This is a genomic window from Sphaerimonospora sp. CA-214678, assembly GCF_050942215.1.
GTDB lineage: Bacteria > Actinomycetota > Actinomycetes > Streptosporangiales > Streptosporangiaceae > Sphaerimonospora.
The window spans coordinates 3,784,179-3,800,267 of record NZ_CP192056.1; the positions used below are offsets into that span (position 1 = coordinate 3,784,179).

At 71.8% G+C, this 16,089-nt stretch carries 7 protein-coding genes; 2 read left to right on the forward strand and 5 right to left on the reverse strand.

What is annotated here, in order from left to right; genetic code table 11:
- Positions 1-53: 53 nt before the first annotated feature.
- The gene (locus tag ACQP1K_RS16980) at positions 54-818 is read right to left on the reverse strand and encodes a thioesterase II family protein (protein ID WP_433501564.1); all 765 of its coding nucleotides are present in this window, start codon (positions 816-818) and stop codon (positions 54-56) included.
- Positions 818-3,817, reverse strand: a complete 3,000-nt coding sequence (locus ACQP1K_RS16985) for an AMP-binding protein (protein WP_433496690.1) — start codon at positions 3,815-3,817, stop codon at positions 818-820. Before ACQP1K_RS16985 ends, ACQP1K_RS16980 begins: the two co-directional genes overlap by 1 nt.
- A 192-nt stretch (positions 3,818-4,009) precedes the next feature.
- Between ACQP1K_RS16985 and ACQP1K_RS16990 the strand changes: the two genes are divergently transcribed.
- The gene (locus ACQP1K_RS16990) at positions 4,010-7,405 is read left to right on the forward strand and encodes a condensation domain-containing protein (RefSeq protein ID WP_433496691.1); all 3,396 of its coding nucleotides are present in this window, start codon (positions 4,010-4,012) and stop codon (positions 7,403-7,405) included.
- 28 nt (positions 7,406-7,433) lie between these two features.
- On the opposite strand, the gene ACQP1K_RS16995 is transcribed toward ACQP1K_RS16990, so the two are convergent.
- The gene (locus ACQP1K_RS16995; protein WP_433496692.1) at positions 7,434-8,747 is read right to left on the reverse strand and encodes an MFS transporter; all 1,314 of its coding nucleotides are present in this window, start codon (positions 8,745-8,747) and stop codon (positions 7,434-7,436) included.
- 772 nt (positions 8,748-9,519) lie between these two features.
- On the opposite strand from ACQP1K_RS16995, the gene ACQP1K_RS17000 reads away from it, so the two are divergent.
- Positions 9,520-10,782 carry a cytochrome P450 gene (locus ACQP1K_RS17000; RefSeq protein WP_433496693.1) on the forward strand — a complete coding sequence of 421 codons (1,263 nt, stop codon included), beginning with the start codon at positions 9,520-9,522 and terminating at the stop codon, positions 10,780-10,782.
- A 105-nt stretch (positions 10,783-10,887) separates the two neighbouring features.
- Here the strand turns inward: ACQP1K_RS17000 and ACQP1K_RS17005 are convergent, their stop codons facing one another.
- Positions 10,888-12,447, reverse strand: coding sequence for an amino acid adenylation domain-containing protein (locus tag ACQP1K_RS17005; protein WP_433496694.1), 1,560 nt, complete (start codon positions 12,445-12,447; stop codon positions 10,888-10,890).
- A complete protein-coding gene (locus ACQP1K_RS17010; protein ID WP_433496695.1) occupies positions 12,444-16,082 on the reverse strand; it encodes a condensation domain-containing protein in 3,639 nt (1,212 codons plus the stop codon). Before ACQP1K_RS17010 ends, ACQP1K_RS17005 begins: the two co-directional genes overlap by 4 nt.
- Positions 16,083-16,089: the final 7 nt, after the last annotated feature.

Below are 16,089 nucleotides of genomic sequence, written 5' to 3' on the forward strand. Positions count from 1 at the left end.
CGTGATCCTCAGCGGTAGCGCGGCGGCCCCCGTCCGGCGGCCGCCGGACGCGCTCAGCCGGCCGGCCCCGGCGCGGGTGAGACCGATCCGAGGCTGAGCCGGCGCGCCAGCACCTCGAGCAGCTCCGCAGGCGCCTTCAGGAAGCTGTAGTGCGTTCCCGGCAGGACCTCCTTCTCGGTGTCGGCCCAGACCTGCCAGCCGCCCATCAGGGTGTGCGGCACCTCGACGTCGTCGCTCCAGCCCAGCGCGGTGATCGGGCAGGGTATGGAGCCGCCGGGGCGCCAGTACCTCCGGTTGGCCTCCAGATCGGCCTCCATCACGTCGATGAAGAGGTCGACCAGCTCGCCGGCGGAGTCCGCCGCGCCCATCTCGGTGAGCAGCCCGGCGATCTCGTCGCGCAGACCCTGTTCGCTCAGGCCGAGGAAGCGGCCCCAGGGGCCGTCCTGCGGCGCCACCTGACTGGACACGAAGTACCGGTCCGGCGCGGGCAGGCCGCGTGCCGCGATCTCGACCACCAGCTCGAACGCCGGGAGCGCGCCGCCGCAGTGCCCGAACAGCGCGTACGGGCGAGCCGTGATCAGGTCCCCGACGTCGTCCAGCAGGGCCGCGGCCAGCCGCTGGTAGGTGCCGAAGTGCGGCTCCCGCGACCGGTTCTCGCGGAAGGGCAGTTGCAGCGGGACCACCTCTGCCACGCCGATGGTGGACGGCCAGGCCCGGTACATCGACGCACCGCATCCGGAGTACGGCATGCAGAGCAGCGACATCGGCGCTTCGGGTGACGGCTCACGCAGGAACCAGCGCCGCTGCCGCGGGTCCATCACGCCTTCTCTCCGATCACCACGCCGTTGGCCCCGGGCGCGTCGAAGCGGACCGTGCGCACCCGGGCGCAGCCGGCGTCGCGCAGCCATCCGGTGTACTCGGCCGCGGTGTAGTTGCGCCCCAGGGTGCCGACCAGCATGTTCATGCTCATCAGGGCCGCGTCCACCGGGCCGGACTTGTCGTCGGCGACCAGCAGTTCGCTGATCACCACGAGGCCGCCGGACGGCAGCGCTTCCAGGCAGGCGGCGAGGAGCCTCCGGTTCCTGGCCTCGTCCCAGTCGTGCATGATCATCGACAGGAGCACGGCGTCGTGCCCGGCAGGCAGCGGATCGGTGAAGAAGTTCGCCGAGGCCGTGGCGATCCGCCCGGACATCCCGGCGGCGTCGATGCGCTTGCGCGCGATGCCGCACACGTGCGGCAGATCGAGCAGGGTCGCGCGCAGGTGCGGGTAGTGCCGGCACAGCGCGATCAGGGTCGCCCCCGACCCGCCTCCGACGTCGAGGATCCGGCCCACGCCGGACAGGTCCACGGCCTCGGCCATCCGCTGGGCGGTGAGGGTGGAGTACGCCCACAGCGCGTCCCAGAAGTAGTCCGGGGTGTTGCCCTCCTCGAATATGGTCCGGCTCGGATCGCGCACCGGCCTGCTCGGCGCGTCGGTGCGCACCGCCTCGGCGGCGCGCGTCCACCCGGGCGCGGTGTGCTTGGCCACCATCAGCACGTAGTCGCCGAAGTAGCCGGGCCTGCCCGGCACCAGATAGTGATCGGCCAGCGCGCTGTTGCGGTAGCGCCCGTCCCGCTGCTCCAGCAGTCCGAGCGCGGCGCACGCGGTCAGCAGGATCTCGGCCGGACGATCGGCGACGCCGAGACGGGCGGCCAGTTCCGGCGCCGTCGCCGCGCCCGCCGCCAGGGTCTCGAACACCCCGGTCTCGATCGCCGCCGTCAGGGTGTGCGTCCGCCACATGCCGGTCGCCAAGTCGATCAGCAGGGTGGGCGGCGGCACCGTCCCCGACGCGTCCGTCGCTTCGCCGATCGTCTCAGCGTCAACGGTCATGCCTGCCTCCATGGTGGGTCCGTGACACAGTGTGTCAGCCGTGGTGTCCAGGTGGCCGTCCCGCCGCCGATCGGCGGGGCCAGGCGGCCACGGATCCAGTATGGGGACCGCGGCGGAGGGGGTCGCGGTGGCGTCGTCGAGCAGCTTCGCCAGGCCGCCGACCGTGGGGTCGGCCATCAGGTCGGGCAGCTCGATCCAGCGGCCGGTCTCCTGCTCGATCGCGCCCTGCAGCTGGGCCATCTGGAGCGAATCTCCGCCGAGCTCGACGAAGTGGTCGTCGGCGCCGACCCGGTCCACCCGCAGCAGATCGGCGAACAGCCGGGCCAGCATGGTCTCCGTCCCCGGCGCCGGCTCCCGCCACGTGCTCGCCGGTCGCCAGCGGGTCCAGTCGGGCGGCGGCAGCCGGCGGCGGTCGACCTTGTTCGAGGTGTTCAGCGGAAGCTCGTCCATCTGCACGTAGGCGACCGGGACCATCCAGTCGGGCAGCCGCTCCACCGCGTGGTTGCGCAGCTCCAGCGGCGGGATGTCCCGCGCCCCGACGAAACAGGCCACCAGCCGGCGTTGGTCGCCGTCCGTCGTCGCGACCACCGCCACCTGGCCGACGTCCGGGTGCCGGCCGAGCACCCACTCGACGTCGCCCAGTTCGACCCGGTTGCCGCGGATCTTCACGATGTCGTCGATCCTGCCGTGGTGTTCCAGGACACCGTCCCGGCGGAGCCGGCCGGCGTCGCCGGAGCGGTAGATCCGGCTGCCGGGACTGCCGAACGGGTTCGGCCGGAACCGGTCCGCCGTCTGCGCCGGATCTCCGAGATACCCCAGGCTCAGGGTGTCGGAATCGATCCAGATCTCGCCGATGCCGTCTCCGGCCGGGGTCAGGCCGTCCTCCTCCAGCAGGTGGACGGCGACCCCGTCGATCGGGCGGCCCACCGGCGGAGCGGCCTCGCGGTCGGCGTCGGTCGCCGTGGCGGGGGTGCACCGCAGATGCCAGGGGTGGCAGGAGTTGGCGATCTGGAACGCCTCGAGGCTGCCGTAGGAGATGGCGACCTCGAACGGCAGGTCCGCCGGCCCCCACCGGTTCAGCCGTTCACCGCCCACGGTGAGCAGCCGCAGGGCGCAGTCGCGCGGCCAGGGCAGGTTCTGCAGGACCTCCGCGACCGGGGCGACCACGAAGCACTGCGTGATCCGCTCGGCCACCAGCCAGTCCCGCAGCGCACGCGGGTCGGCGTACACGTCGTGGTCGCCGATCACGATGTGCGCGCCCTGCCAGAGCAGGCCGCTGACCTCGTGCAGCGCGATTCCGGCGCCGGCCGCGCCCAGCCAGGAGCCGCGGTCGCCGCCCGTGGTGGCGTTGATCGCGGCGCTGCGGGCGGCGCTGAGCGCGAGCCAGGAGTGCTGGGCCAGAACGATCTTCGCCGTCCCCGAGGATCCCGAGGTGAACATGGCGTAGGCGAGTTCCTCGCCGAGCGGCGCCGGACGGGGGCCGGGCACGTCGTCCCCGGGTACGGCGACGGCGTCGAGCGCGACCACGGGCGTCCCGCCGGGCACGGCCGGCATGGGGCGCCCGATGCGGCGGCCGGGGACGGCGGTGACGACGGCGGCCGGCCGCCCGGCTTCGATCGCCCGGCGGAAGCGCTCGGCCGGGGCCGCCGGATCCAGCGGCATGCAGACGCCGCCGGCCTTCAGGCAGCCGAGCATGCCGACCACCCACTCGATCGAGCGGCCCAGGTACATGGCGACGATGTCGCCGCGTGTCACACCCGATCCGGTCAGCCGCCTGGCGAGGTGGTTCGCCTGCCGGTTCAGCTCCTCGTAGGTAAGTTCCCGGTCGCCGTGTGTGACCGCCGGCGCCCGCGGAGTGGTGCGGGCGAGCTCCTCGACACGGGAGACCAGGGTCGAATCCGTGCTCGCCTCGTGGATGGCCGGTAGACGGGTCGATGGTGAGGTCATGCCCTGTGACTCCTCTGCGGGGAAGCCGGTGCGAGCGGTACGTGTTCCGTTGTGGATGCGCGCGTGCGTCTGCGTGGTCTCCTCAACACACCACATTTCACGGTACAGCCTCTTCGCCGAGAAGGCACTAGCCGCGACCTGTGCCGCCGACAGGCACTACTGCGGTGGCTGCACACGGGTTATGTTTTCTCCATGAGACACTACGTAGACTCCATACCTCTCGCGGCCGTTCAGGAGCACTTCTGGGTCGCGGACGGTTCGGCGGCCGAGCAGGCTCCGCTGACCGAGTGTGTGGGGCTCGCCGTGCCCGGCCGGCTGGATCCGGACGCCCTCGGCTTCGCGGTCCGCGCGCTGCTGTCCCGGCACGAGATTCTCCGCAGTGCCGTACGGCAGCACGACCGGCGTCCGGTCCAGGTCGTGCTGCCGGCGCCCGAGCCGCCGCCGCTGACCGAGATTACTCTCCCGTCCCGGAATCGCGTCGCGGACGCGGAGCGGGACCTGCATCGGGAACTGTCCCGGTTCGCCCTCACCGGGATCGACCCAGCGGCCGGCGGCGCCGTCGCGTTCCTGCTGCTGCACGGCGGCGGCCCGGCCGGCGGCGACGTCCTGGCCCTGGCGGCGCATCACGTCTTCCTGGACGCCACCGCGGTCCGGCTGCTGCTGGCGGAACTCAGCGCGGACTACTCGGCCGCGCTGGCCGGAGACCCTTCACCGGTGCCCGCGCCGGAACTGCAGTATCGCGACTTCGTCCGGTGGGAGCGCGCCACGCTGTTCCCGGCCTTCGAGGCCGCAGACACCGCCTGGTGGCAGGAGACCCTGCGCGGCGTGCCGACGAGCCTGGACCTGCGGCCGGACCGGCCGCGCCGGCGCATCCGGCGCGGAGTCGGCCGGCGCACGGAATTCGTCCTGCCCGGAGTCCGCGGTCCCGCCCTGCGCAACACGGCCAGAACCCTGCGCTGCTCGCCGTACACGCTGTGCCTGGCCGGCTGGGCGGCGATGATCACCGGCTCCACCGGCCGCGAGGACCCGGTGCTCGGCGTGCTCGCGGCCAACCGCGGCGTTCCCCGGCTCGCTTCGCTCATCGGGCAGCTGTCCAACACCGTCCCGCTGCGGCTGGATCTCGGCGGCGGCCCCACGCTGGCCGAGGCGGTGGCCCGCTGCTCCGCAGCGGTGGCGGGTGCGATCGAGCACGCCCGGTTGCCGTTCGGCCGGATCGTGCAGGCCGTGGCCGCACCGCGCCCGACCGACAGGACCACGCTGATCCAGCACCTGTTCCTGCCCCGGGTGGACGCGGTCGGTGAGCTGAGCCTGGCCGGACAGCCGGCGCGGGTGCTGGAGGTCGAACGCGAACGCGGCCGGTTCGACACCGTCGCCGAGATCGGATTCGCCGAGGACGAGGTCCGGCTGTGGCTGGAGTACGACAGCGACCTCTACACGCCCGACGGGGCACGCGCGCTGGTGGCGGACTACGCCGGAGTGCTGCGGCAGTGGCTGGAGCGTCCCGGGCTGCGGGTGCCGGAGCTGGAACTGCAGGCACCCGGCCCTGCCCCGCTCGGCACGAGCGCGATCGGCGGGGGGCCCGCTGAGACGCTGCGGATGGAACTGCCCGACGGCACGCCGGTCACGCTGCTGCTCGACCGCTCCCGCGGGGAGGAGCACTGGCCGGTGCTGACCGGGATGACCGGAATGACCGGGGCGACGGGACCGGCCGGCGCCGGGGACCTGCGGCTGGAGCCCGGGCGCTCGGTGCACCAACCGGCCGCGCTGCTGCTGGCCGGGGCCCCCACCGGGCTCACCGCCCGCCGCGACACGCTGGGCCGGCTGGAGATCGTCGCCGGGCTGCCCGCGGCCGGCCCGCCGCGATCCGAGCCGCCGGGCGCCAACGGCGCGACGGGCCACGACCGGCTGCTGGAACTGGTCACCGAACTCTGGGCGGACGCGCTGGAACAGCCCGCGCTCGGCCCGGACGACGACTTCTTCGTCTGCGGCGGGCACTCGCTGCTCGCCACCCGCCTGACGGCCGACATGCAGGAGACCCTCGGGGTGCGGGTGCGGGTGCGGACGCTGTTCGAGAACCCCACACCTGCCGAGCTCACCGCCACCCTGCGTGCGGCGAATCCGCAGCTCGACGACATGCTCGAACTCGTCGCCGGGCTGCCCGACCCGCCCGCCGGCGACAACGCCGCCGCCATCGAGGAGGCCGGCGCGGCATCCGCTGGCGTGGATCGGACCGTCCCGGCCGCACCCGATCGCCTCGACGCGGTGATCGAGACGCCGCTGCTGTCCGGCCAGCGCCAGATCTGGCTGGCCGAGCAGGCCGACCCCGGCTCGCTCACCCACACCATCCCGCTGGTGCTGGACCTGTCGGGACCGCTGCGGCCGGAGGCGTTCGCGGCGGCGGTGAACGACGTGGTGGCGCACCAGCCGGGGCTGCGCGGAACGTTCGCCGAGGTGGCCGGCCTCCCGGTGCAGCGGATCCATCCGCACACGGAGATCGACGTCCCGGTGGTCGACCTCACCGGCCTGGACGACGCCGGAAGGGACGCGGAACTGAAGCGGCTGGAGCAGGAGATCGCGTTCATCGGCTTCGACATCACCCGCTACCCGCTGCTGCGTGCCCGGGTCGTCCGGCTGGACACGCGGCGCCACCAGGCCCAGTTGCTGTTCCACCACCTGGTCATGGACGAGGTGTCGATGACCCTGCTGATGCGGGAGCTGAGCACCGCCTACGAGGCCAGGGCCGCCGGCCGCGCGCCGGTCCTGCCCCGTCATGAGATCGACTTCGCCGCCCTGGCCAGGGCCGAGCAGCGGATGCTGGACGGCCCCGAGGGCGACCGGCTGCGGCGGTTCTGGATCCGGGAGCTGTCCGGCGCGCCGCCGTTGCGGCTGCCGACCGACCGTCCCCGAGGCGACCGGGCGAGCTTCCGCGGCGAGTTCCTCGAGCGGCCTCCCTCGGCCGCCGCGGCCCGCGCGGTGCGCGAACTGGCCACCGCCGGCCGGACCACCCCGTTCGCCGTGTTCTGCGCGGCCGCCGCCGTCGTGCTGCACCGGCTCAGCGGCCAGCACGACATCCTGATCGGCATTCCCACGGCCAACCGCGCCCAGCGCGGGGCGGAGCTGCTGATCGGCTGCTTCCTCAACGTGGTCCCGGTCCGGCTCGACCTCTCCGGCGACCCGCGTTTCGACGAGCTGGTCCAGCGGGTCAGCGCCGCCGTGCTGCGCGCCTACGAGCACCAGCAGGCGCCGTTCGCCGACATCGTGCAGACTCTCCAGCCTCGCCGGACGCCCGGGATGCACCCGATCTACCAGGTCACCTGCGAGTTGCAGCTCGAGTCCTGGATTCCGGACCGGTTCGCCGGCCTGGGGTGCGACTACCGCTTCCTCACCCACGGCACGGCCCGCTACGACATGGCCTTCCACGGGCTGCTGCGCCCCTCCGGGCTGTCGGCGATGCTGGAGCTGAACACCGACCTGTGGGACCACGCGTCCGGCTACCGGCGGATCGACCAGGTGCTGGAGATCCTGCTGGCGGCGGCCGGCGCGCCACGCACCCCGATAGGAGACCTGCCGGCGGCGTCGCGCGTCTGACCCGCCGTCGCGGCGTGTCCCGGCCCGGCTAGACCACGACGACGCGCAGGTCTTCCGGAACGTCGTCGGTGAGACGGTGCACGGACCCGAGGACGATCCAGAACACGGCGCAGAACGCCAGCGCCGATCCCGCGACGAACACGACGGACGTGGCGAAGACCGCCGCGATCGCGCTGCCGAGCAGCGGCCCGGCGGCGTGTGCTCCCCAGACGAACGGAAGCGCGACACCGGCGACGCGCCCCATGGCAGCGGGCGGTGTCGCCTTCTGGATGAGGGTCATGATGCCGACATTGCCGATGGGAGTCGTGAACGACGCCAGACACTGCGACGCGACGATCACGCCGAAGGCCCACCCCGTGCCGCCGATCGTCGCCAGGGGAAGCAGGAGGAGCGCGACGCCCAGCAGGATGTGCGTGAAGACCAGCGTCCGCCCCATGCCCAGGCGCTCGTTGATCTTTCCGGCCAGGATCGCGCCGAGCATGACGGTGACCCCGCCGAGGCCCAGCGCGAGACCGACCTGGGCGGCCGAGAAGCCCAGGTCCTGGTACGCGAACACGATGACCATCGCCAGGCACATCGACACGGCGATGTTGCCGAAGGTGGACATGAGCGTGAGGTAACGCAGCATCCTGTTGCCGAAGGTCATCACAGCGCCGTCCTTGGCGTCGCGCAGCGTCGCGCCGATGCCGCGATTCGACGGCGCCGGCTCCGGCTCCCGCATGCGGATGAAGGACAGGGTGATGCCGGCGATGAGATAGGACACCGCGTCCAGGAGGATCGCCCGGGCCGCGCCGACCAGGCTGACCAGCCCGCCGCCGAAGGATCGGCCGAGGATCAGCGCCAGCGAGCGGCTGATCTGCGTCTTCGCGTTACCGTCGATCAGGTCGGCCCGGTCGAGGACCTGCGGCAGATAGGCCTGGTAGGCGAGCTGGAACACGACGTCGAAGATGCCCTTGAGCAGGGCGGCGATGTAGAGATGCGTGAGCGTGAGCTGGTCCAGGACCGCGGCCAGCGGAAGCGACCCGAGAATGACGAAGCGCGCGATGTTCGCCAGCTGCATCAGGAAGCGGCGCCGCATCCGGTCGGTGATGACGCCGAATATCGGCCCGAGCACCACGAACGGGATCCACTGCAGCGCCATCAGAAGACCGACGGCCAGGGCGCCCTCGCCGAACGCGAGCACGGCCAGCGAAGGCAGCGCGATGACGCTGACCTCGCTGCCCAGCAGGCTGACGGTCTCACCGGACCACAGCCACCGGAAGTCTCTGTTACGGAAGAGCACGGATCTCTGTCTCGGCTTCTCCTCCGACACGCGGGATTCCGTAGCTTCCTGGCCGCTCATTCGCATCACTCCGTATACACAACATCGGGGAGGTACCGTCTGTACAAAAGTGCGCTGATAGGCAGGCCGGGATCCCCTGCCGCGATACGTAGCCAGTCGCCGCATGCGGCGCAGGCGTGCGTAGATACTACACCGGAAGAGGTGTTCGAGAACGGCGTTTGAAACAGGACCGTTCATCGGATGCGCGAGTGGAAGACGTCGGTCCGGGAGGAGGCCACGGCCGGGGGTCCGGCCGTGCCGCGGGCGTCCCGGAGCCGATCACATCGGCGGCCGATCCCCGATGTCGCCCGGACTCCGGCGCGGGCGGCATCGGTCAGGACAGAGGAGAAGCGCCGCTCGCGCGGCGCCGGGCCACCCACCCGATCGTCACTCTCCGTGATGTGTCGAGGGCCTTCCGTCGCCGGTCATGTCACCTCACCGCAGGACACTGAAGCCATATATACGACAACCAGAGTCTACACAATATTGCCTTTATCGATGACATGCTGATTCAATAATACTCAACACTCGGCGCTCCGAACCCTGGAGAGGGGCCTGCCATGGACGACTCCCGGCGAGCCCCCTCGGGTTCGCCGGTCACGGCAGGCGAGCCGCCCGCCGGAGGGCCGCGCGACGGCTTCACCCGGCACGGCCGGGCACACGGCCGCCCACATCCGATCGCGGCGTGTGATCGGCGGCGGCGCCCGGCCGTGAGGCAGAGGCTCGGCGAACTTCCGGACATCCCTCCCCGAAGCCCGGTCCCAGGCGTGGCGCGACGTGGTCAGGAGGAAATGTGACAGCGACAGAGGAAACAACCAAGCAGGACGTCATCGACCGGCTCACGACGACATTCGACTACCACGACCCCGAGTACACCCCGGAAACCGCCGAGATCATCAACCGCGTGATCCGCGACAGGACCCCGGTCGCCTACTCCCCCGTGCACGGGGGCATGTGGGTCCTGTCCCGCTACGAGGACGTCAAGGCGGCGCTGCGTGACCACGAGACCTTCAGCTCGGCCGAGGGCGTGCACTTCCCCCGTGCCGCCGGCATGCCGCCGTTCACCCCCATCGACTTCGACCCGCCGGAACAGGCGCACATCCGCGCGCTCATGGCGCCGCCGATGAAGAAGAAGGCGATCCGCGACCTGGAGTCCCGCGTACGCGTACTCGCGGCGGAGCTCATCCCGCCGATCGTCGAACGCGGCCACGGAGATCTCGTCGCCGAGTTGTCCCAGCCCTTCGCGATCAGCGCGCTCGGCCTGGCCCTCGGGCTGTCCGACGAGACGCAGCACGAGATACGCGCGATGACGAACACGATGTGGCGGTACCTGTCGACGGAACCCGACGCCAGCACGTTCTGGGGGCAGTATCAGCCCATCCTCGCCGGGGAGATCAGACGCGCCAGGGAGAACCCCGGAGACCACTACCTCTCGTGGCTGGCCAACGTGCGCGTCGACGGCGAATTCCTGTCGGACGACCTGCTGTGCTCGATCATGGTGTCGTACTGCGTGGCCGGGCACGCCAACACGATGAACACCGTCAACCGCGTCCTGTGGTGTCTGGGCAGGGACGTCGATCTGCAGTATCGGATCAGGCGGGAGCCCAAGCTCCTGACGCAGCTCCCGGACGAGGCGCTGCGGCGGTGGTGCCCGACCGACCGGTTCACCCGGGTCACCACCCGCGACGTCACCATCCGCGACATCACGATTCCCAAGGGATCACGGGTCGTGTTGATCTTCGACTCGGCCAACCGCGACCCCGAGCAGTTCCCCGACCCCGAGGATTTCTCCGTCGACCGGACGAACTCGCATCTGCACCTGACCTACGGCCACGGCATCCACCGCTGCCTCGGCGAGCACTTCGCGCGGATGGAGTTCAGGGTGCTGCTGTCGGAGATCGCCCGACATCCCGTGTTCCGGCTCACAGAAGAGCCGCCGGTGCACTTCGACAACGGCCGGCACATCATCTTCGACAGGCTGATGGTGCGGTTCGGCGAGACCGGCGGCCCGTACGACGAGACGGGCCTTCAGGCGGAGGTCTCCCCCGCCGGCTGACCCGCGTCCCGCTCGGGGGTGCCGCCACCGCACGTGGCGGCACCCCTCGGCGCCGGATGCGAACGGCCCGCACACCGTGCGGGCCGATCGCAGGCGTCCCGGGCGTCAGCGTGGGGCGCTGTCCACCACGGTCATGCCGGTCTCCGCCATCACCCGGAGCCTGCGCCGATCCAGCTTGCCGCTCGGCACCTGGGGCAGCGCGTCGACGACGTGCAGCACGGCGGGAACCATGTGCTCGGGCAGCCTGGCCCGCAGGTCCTCGCGGACCGCCTCGGTGTCGACGCCCTCCCCGGTCACGACGAACGCCACCAGGATCCGGTCGATGCCCTCGTCACCGGCCACCGTCACGCCGCAGGCGCGCACGTCCGGATGGTCGCTGAGCTCCGCCTCGACCTCGGCCAGTTCCAGCCGGAACCCCCGGACCTTCACCTGGTCGTCCGCGCGTCCCAGGAAGTCCAGGGTCCCGTCGTCGCGCCGGCGCGCCAGATCGCCGGTCCGGTACATGCGCTCGCCGTGACCATCGGGCGCCGGCAGGAATCGCTGCGCGGTCTGGTCGGGCTGACGCCAGTAGCCGTACGACACCTGGGCTCCCGCGATGTACAGCTCGCCGATCTCGCCGACCGGCGCCTGCCTGCCGTCGTCGTCGAGCACGTACGCGCGGTTTCCCGGGATCGGGACGCCGATCGGGGGAAGCGACGGCCATCGCGCCGGGTCCGCTCCGAGCGGGTGGCAGGTGACCGCGTGCGTCTCGACCGGTCCGTAGTGATTGATCAACCGGCAGTCCGGCAGCCTTCTCATCATGTCGCGCAGGGCCCTGGTGCACTGAAGCTGCTCCCCGCCGGGGATGATCTCCCGCAGCCGCGCCGCGTCCAGGTCGACCTCGTCGGCGACCATCACCAGCGACTGCAGCCCGACGTAGGGCAGGTAGATCCGCTCGATCCTCTCCCGGATCATCAGATCCCACGTCAGCACCGGGTTCCTGCGTGTCTCGTCGTCGATGCACACCAGCGTTCCGCCCGACGCCATGGTGGCGAATATCTCCTGCAGCGCGACGTCGAACGAGATCGCCCCGTACTGGAGCGTCCGGCTCCCCACGCCGCATACCGAAGCGCCCACCTGCCAGCGGACCAGGTTGGCGATGCCGGCGTGCGGCATGAGCACCGCCTTGGGGCGGCCGGTCGACCCGGACGTGTAGAGCAGATAGCAGCCGTACGCCGGATCTGGTTCGGGGAGCGTGTCCCCGTCCAGGTCGTCTCCGCCGCCGAAGACCCGGGGAATGATGCAGGATTCCCGTCCGTCCGAGACGAACGGCTCGACGGTGTGCGCGTGCCCGACCACCACGGCCGCGCCGCTGTCGTCCAGCATCATCCGCAGTCTGGCCCGCGGATAGGTGACGTCGAGCGGGAGCACCACCGCGCCCGCCCGGATGATGCCGAGCAGCCCCACCAGAAGCGCCGCCGACCGTTCCGCCGCCAGCGCGACGATGTCGCCGGTGGTGACGCCGCGCGACCGCAGCCGTTCGCCGATCCGTGCCGACTCGCGCCACAGCTCGGCGTACGACAGGGTCTGCGCTTCGTCCACGATCGCGGGTTCCCCGGGGTACGCCGCCGCGGCCGCGCCGATCGCGCCCACCACCGTGCCCGAGGTGAATTCGCCGTGTCTCACCGTACCGACCCCCGCTCAGCATCGAGATCCGCCAGTTGCCGTTCGATCCGCGCCACCACCGCGGTCAGCCCCGGATCGCGCATGATGCTGTAGTGGTCGCCGTCGATCCGGCCGACCGTGAGCCGGGGCGCGTACTCACGCCAGATCGCCTCCGTCGCCTCCGGGGACCGGGTGGCCCGGAACAGGTGGACCGGCCCCGGGTACCGCCCCGGCGGCCGGTACGCCGCCAGGTTGAGGATGTGCGAGCGGTACACCGCGTACTGCCGCATCATCTCCTCCAGGTCCAGCACCTCGGGCGCGGCCGCACCGAGCCGCTCCAGCAGGTCGGCGAACACCCGTCGCGGCGACAGCTGATCAAGGCCGGGCAGCGGAGGCAGGTCGAGCCCGAAGTCGGCGCAGACGCTCTGGAGGTAGCCGTCGATCAGGCGCGCCTCCGCGTCCCGCGCGGCGGGATCTCCCTCGAACAGCGCCGAGTCGATCAGGGTCAGCGGAACGACCCGCCCGCTGCGCTGTGCGTGCACACGCGCCATCTCGAACGCCACCACGCCGCCGAGCGACCATCCGGCCAGCGCGAACGGCGCGCTCAGCACCTCCTCCGGCAGCTGGTCGAGGTAACGCTCGGCGAGCGCGGTCAGCGAGGGCCCGGGATGACGGCCCTCGAACGCGTACACCGTGCGGTTGGTCAGCGCCGTGGCCATGGCCACATAGCAGAAGACGCCACCTCCGGCGGGATGCACGACGACCACGGGCACCGGCTCGGGCCCGGCCTGGATCTGGACCAGGTTGCCGCCCGCGGCTCCAGCCTCGCCGGACATGCCGGCCATCCACGCCGCGAGATCGGCCACCGTGCGATACCGGAACAGCGCGCTGACCGGCAGATCTATCCGCGTGGCCTGGCGCAGCCGGCTCATCAACCGGATCGCCAGCAGCGAGTGGCCGCCGAGCAGGAAGAAGTTGTCGTGGACGCCGACTTCCTCGACCTCGAGAACGGATCGCCAGATGTCGGCGAGCAGCCGTTCTGTGTCGTCGCGCGGCGCCACCCGTTCGACGCGGCCCTCGTCGCACTCGATCGCGCGCAGGGCCGCCAGATCGACCGTGCCCCGCGCGGTCAGGGGCAGCTCGTCGAGGAACACGTACGTGGCGGGCACCACGACGCCGGGCAGCAACCGCTGCGCGTGCGCCCGCACGTCGTCACGGAGCCGGGCACGTTCATCCCCCTCCCGGTCCGTCCACGTCTGTCCCGCCGGGGCCAGGTAGGCGATGAGCCGCACCGCACCGGCGGCGCCCTCGGCCGGCAGCACCCGTGCGTCGCCCACGGCCCGGTGCGCGACCAGGGCGGACTCCAGCTCTCCGGGCAGCACCCGGACCTGTCGCACCCGGATCTGCTCCGTCTCCGCGCCGAGGATCTCCAGCGTGCCGTCCTCGCGGAACCTGCCGAGGTCGCCGGTCGCCGCCTGGCCGTCCGGCGTGTCGCCGGCCCAGACCCGTCCGGGAGCGCCGATGGGGAGCAGGCCGCCGTCGGCGTCGCGGATCCGGACCGCCACGCCCGGCAGGACCGTGCCCGCGATGTCGTGGCCCGCGGGCACGTCACCGGTGCATCTGCGGGCCGCGACGTCGCCGACCCCGGCGACGCGGTAGACCGACCAGAGCTCGGTGTCCGGCAGCGTGCGCAGGCAGCGTGCCTCCAGTTCGGCGCTCAGCGGCTCGTGGCTGACGAGGACCCGGCGCACGCGCGGCGACAGTTCTCCCCGCTCGACGGCGTCCACCACCCTGCCGAGCAGCCCGGGCGCGATGCGGAGGGTGTCGACGTCCTCGTCGGCGAGCGTGCGCAGCACCGCGGCGGGCAGCCCGCCTGCCGCGTCGACCAGCACCAGCTGCGCGCCGCAGTCGAATGCCCACATGGCCTCGTCGAGCTCGATCGTGGAGGTCTCGGCGGCGAACACCACGACGCCGCGCGGCGGCAGGCCGAACCACGCGCGCCGGCGATCCGCCGCCCTGCGCGGCCCGGGGACGGTCTCGGGCGCGCGCCAGGCGGGCACCAGCTCGTCGGTCACCCGGCGCCACGGCCGTCCCGCCGCGCCGTCCGGCGCCGGAGCCTCCGCTCCGGACACGATCCTGCGCCCCACCCGGACGACCGGCGCGGACGGCTCCGGCGTGTCCGGGGACGGCACGGAGGCCGCCGCATCCGCCTCCGCCGTGCCGCCCATCCGGGCGATCTCCTCCGCGTCCGCCGCGTCGAACAGGTCCAGTGCGCACAGCGGCTCGTCCGGCCGGGCGATCGCGGCCGTGAGCATGCGTTCCAGCAGCGTGGCCATCCGGGCGACCGCGGACGGGCCGAACAGGTCCCGGTTGTACAGCCAGGTGCCCCCCATCCCGTCCTCGCCGACGAACACGTTGAACTCCAGGTCGAACCGTACGATCCCGCTGTCGAACGGCACGAGGTCGGCGTCCAGGTTCGGCAGCCGCACCCTGTCGTTCGACGCGGTCTGGAAGTTGAACAGCACCTGGAAGATCGGCGTCACGGTCGGATTGCGGTCGGGCTGGAGCTCGACCACGAGCTTCTCGAACGGCATGTCCTGGTGCGCGAACATGCCGAGCGTGCACTCGTGCCCGCGGCGGACCGCCTCATGGAGGCTGGGCCGCCCGGACATGTCCATGCGCATCACCAGTGTGTTGACGAAGAATCCGATCATTCCCTGCAGCGCGCTGTGGGTCTGACCGGCCGCCGGCACGCCGACCACGATGTCGTCCTGCGCGCAGTAGCGCTGCAGCAGCGCGTCGAAGCACGCCAGCACCACGACGAACGGGGTCGTCTTCGCCCTGGCCGCGAACGCGAGGATGTCGTCGCGCAGCCGATCGGAGTAGGCGAACTCGTGGACTCCGCCGTTCGCCCTGTGGTGCGCCGGCCGGGGCGCGTCGAGGGGAAGTTGCAGCAGCCCGGGCGCCCCGTCGAGGCGGGCGCGCCAGTAGTCGTTCAGCTCGCTCAGCCGTTCTCCCGACAGCCGCGCCCGCTGCCAGATCGCGTAGTCGATGTACTGCTGTTCGAGTCTCTGCAGTTTCGCGGGGGTTCCGTCGCGCAGCTGCGCGTAGAGCCCGTCGAGCTCGCGGAACAACGTCACGATCGACCAGCCGTCGCAGACGATGTGATGCACGGTCAGCGCGATCAGGTGCTCGTCCGGCGCGACGCGGATCAGCAGCACCCGGAGCAGCGGCCCGGCCGCCAGGTCGAACGGCCGCCTGATCGAGGCGCGGACCAGCAGGTTCGCCGCTCCGGCCGGGTCGGGTTCACCGCTGACGTCCTGGACGTCGATCTCCGGCCGATATTCCGGGCAGACCCGCTGCACGGGGACGCCGTCCCTGCTCACGAACACGGTACGGAGCACCTCGTGCCTGCGGATCACCGTCGCCAGCGCGTCCGCCAGGGCCGCCGGGTCGGGGGGTGTGCTCGTCCGCAGCACGACGGGGACGTTGTAGGCGCTGCTCCCGGGAACGAGGCTGTCGAGAATCCACAACCTGCGCTGCGCGAAGGACACCGGCCCGGTCCGGCCGGCCGACGTTCGATCCGTACCGGCGAGCATTTCCGCGAGCAGCCGGCGTTTCTCCGCGATGTCCATGGTCGTGGCCTGGTTCTGCATGTGGTCC

Coding starts and splice junctions, on each gene's coding strand:
- ACQP1K_RS16980 (WP_433501564.1), bottom strand. CDS start 818: ATGGACCCGCGGCAGCGGCGCTGGTTCCTGCGTGAGCCGTCACCCGAA.
- ACQP1K_RS16985 (WP_433496690.1), bottom strand. CDS start 3,817: ATGACCTCACCATCGACCCGTCTACCGGCCATCCACGAGGCGAGCACG.
- ACQP1K_RS16990 (WP_433496691.1), top strand. CDS start 4,010: ATGAGACACTACGTAGACTCCATACCTCTCGCGGCCGTTCAGGAGCAC.
- ACQP1K_RS16995 (WP_433496692.1), bottom strand. CDS start 8,747: ATGAGCGGCCAGGAAGCTACGGAATCCCGCGTGTCGGAGGAGAAGCCG.
- ACQP1K_RS17010 (WP_433496695.1), bottom strand. CDS start 16,082: ATGCAGAACCAGGCCACGACCATGGACATCGCGGAGAAACGCCGGCTG.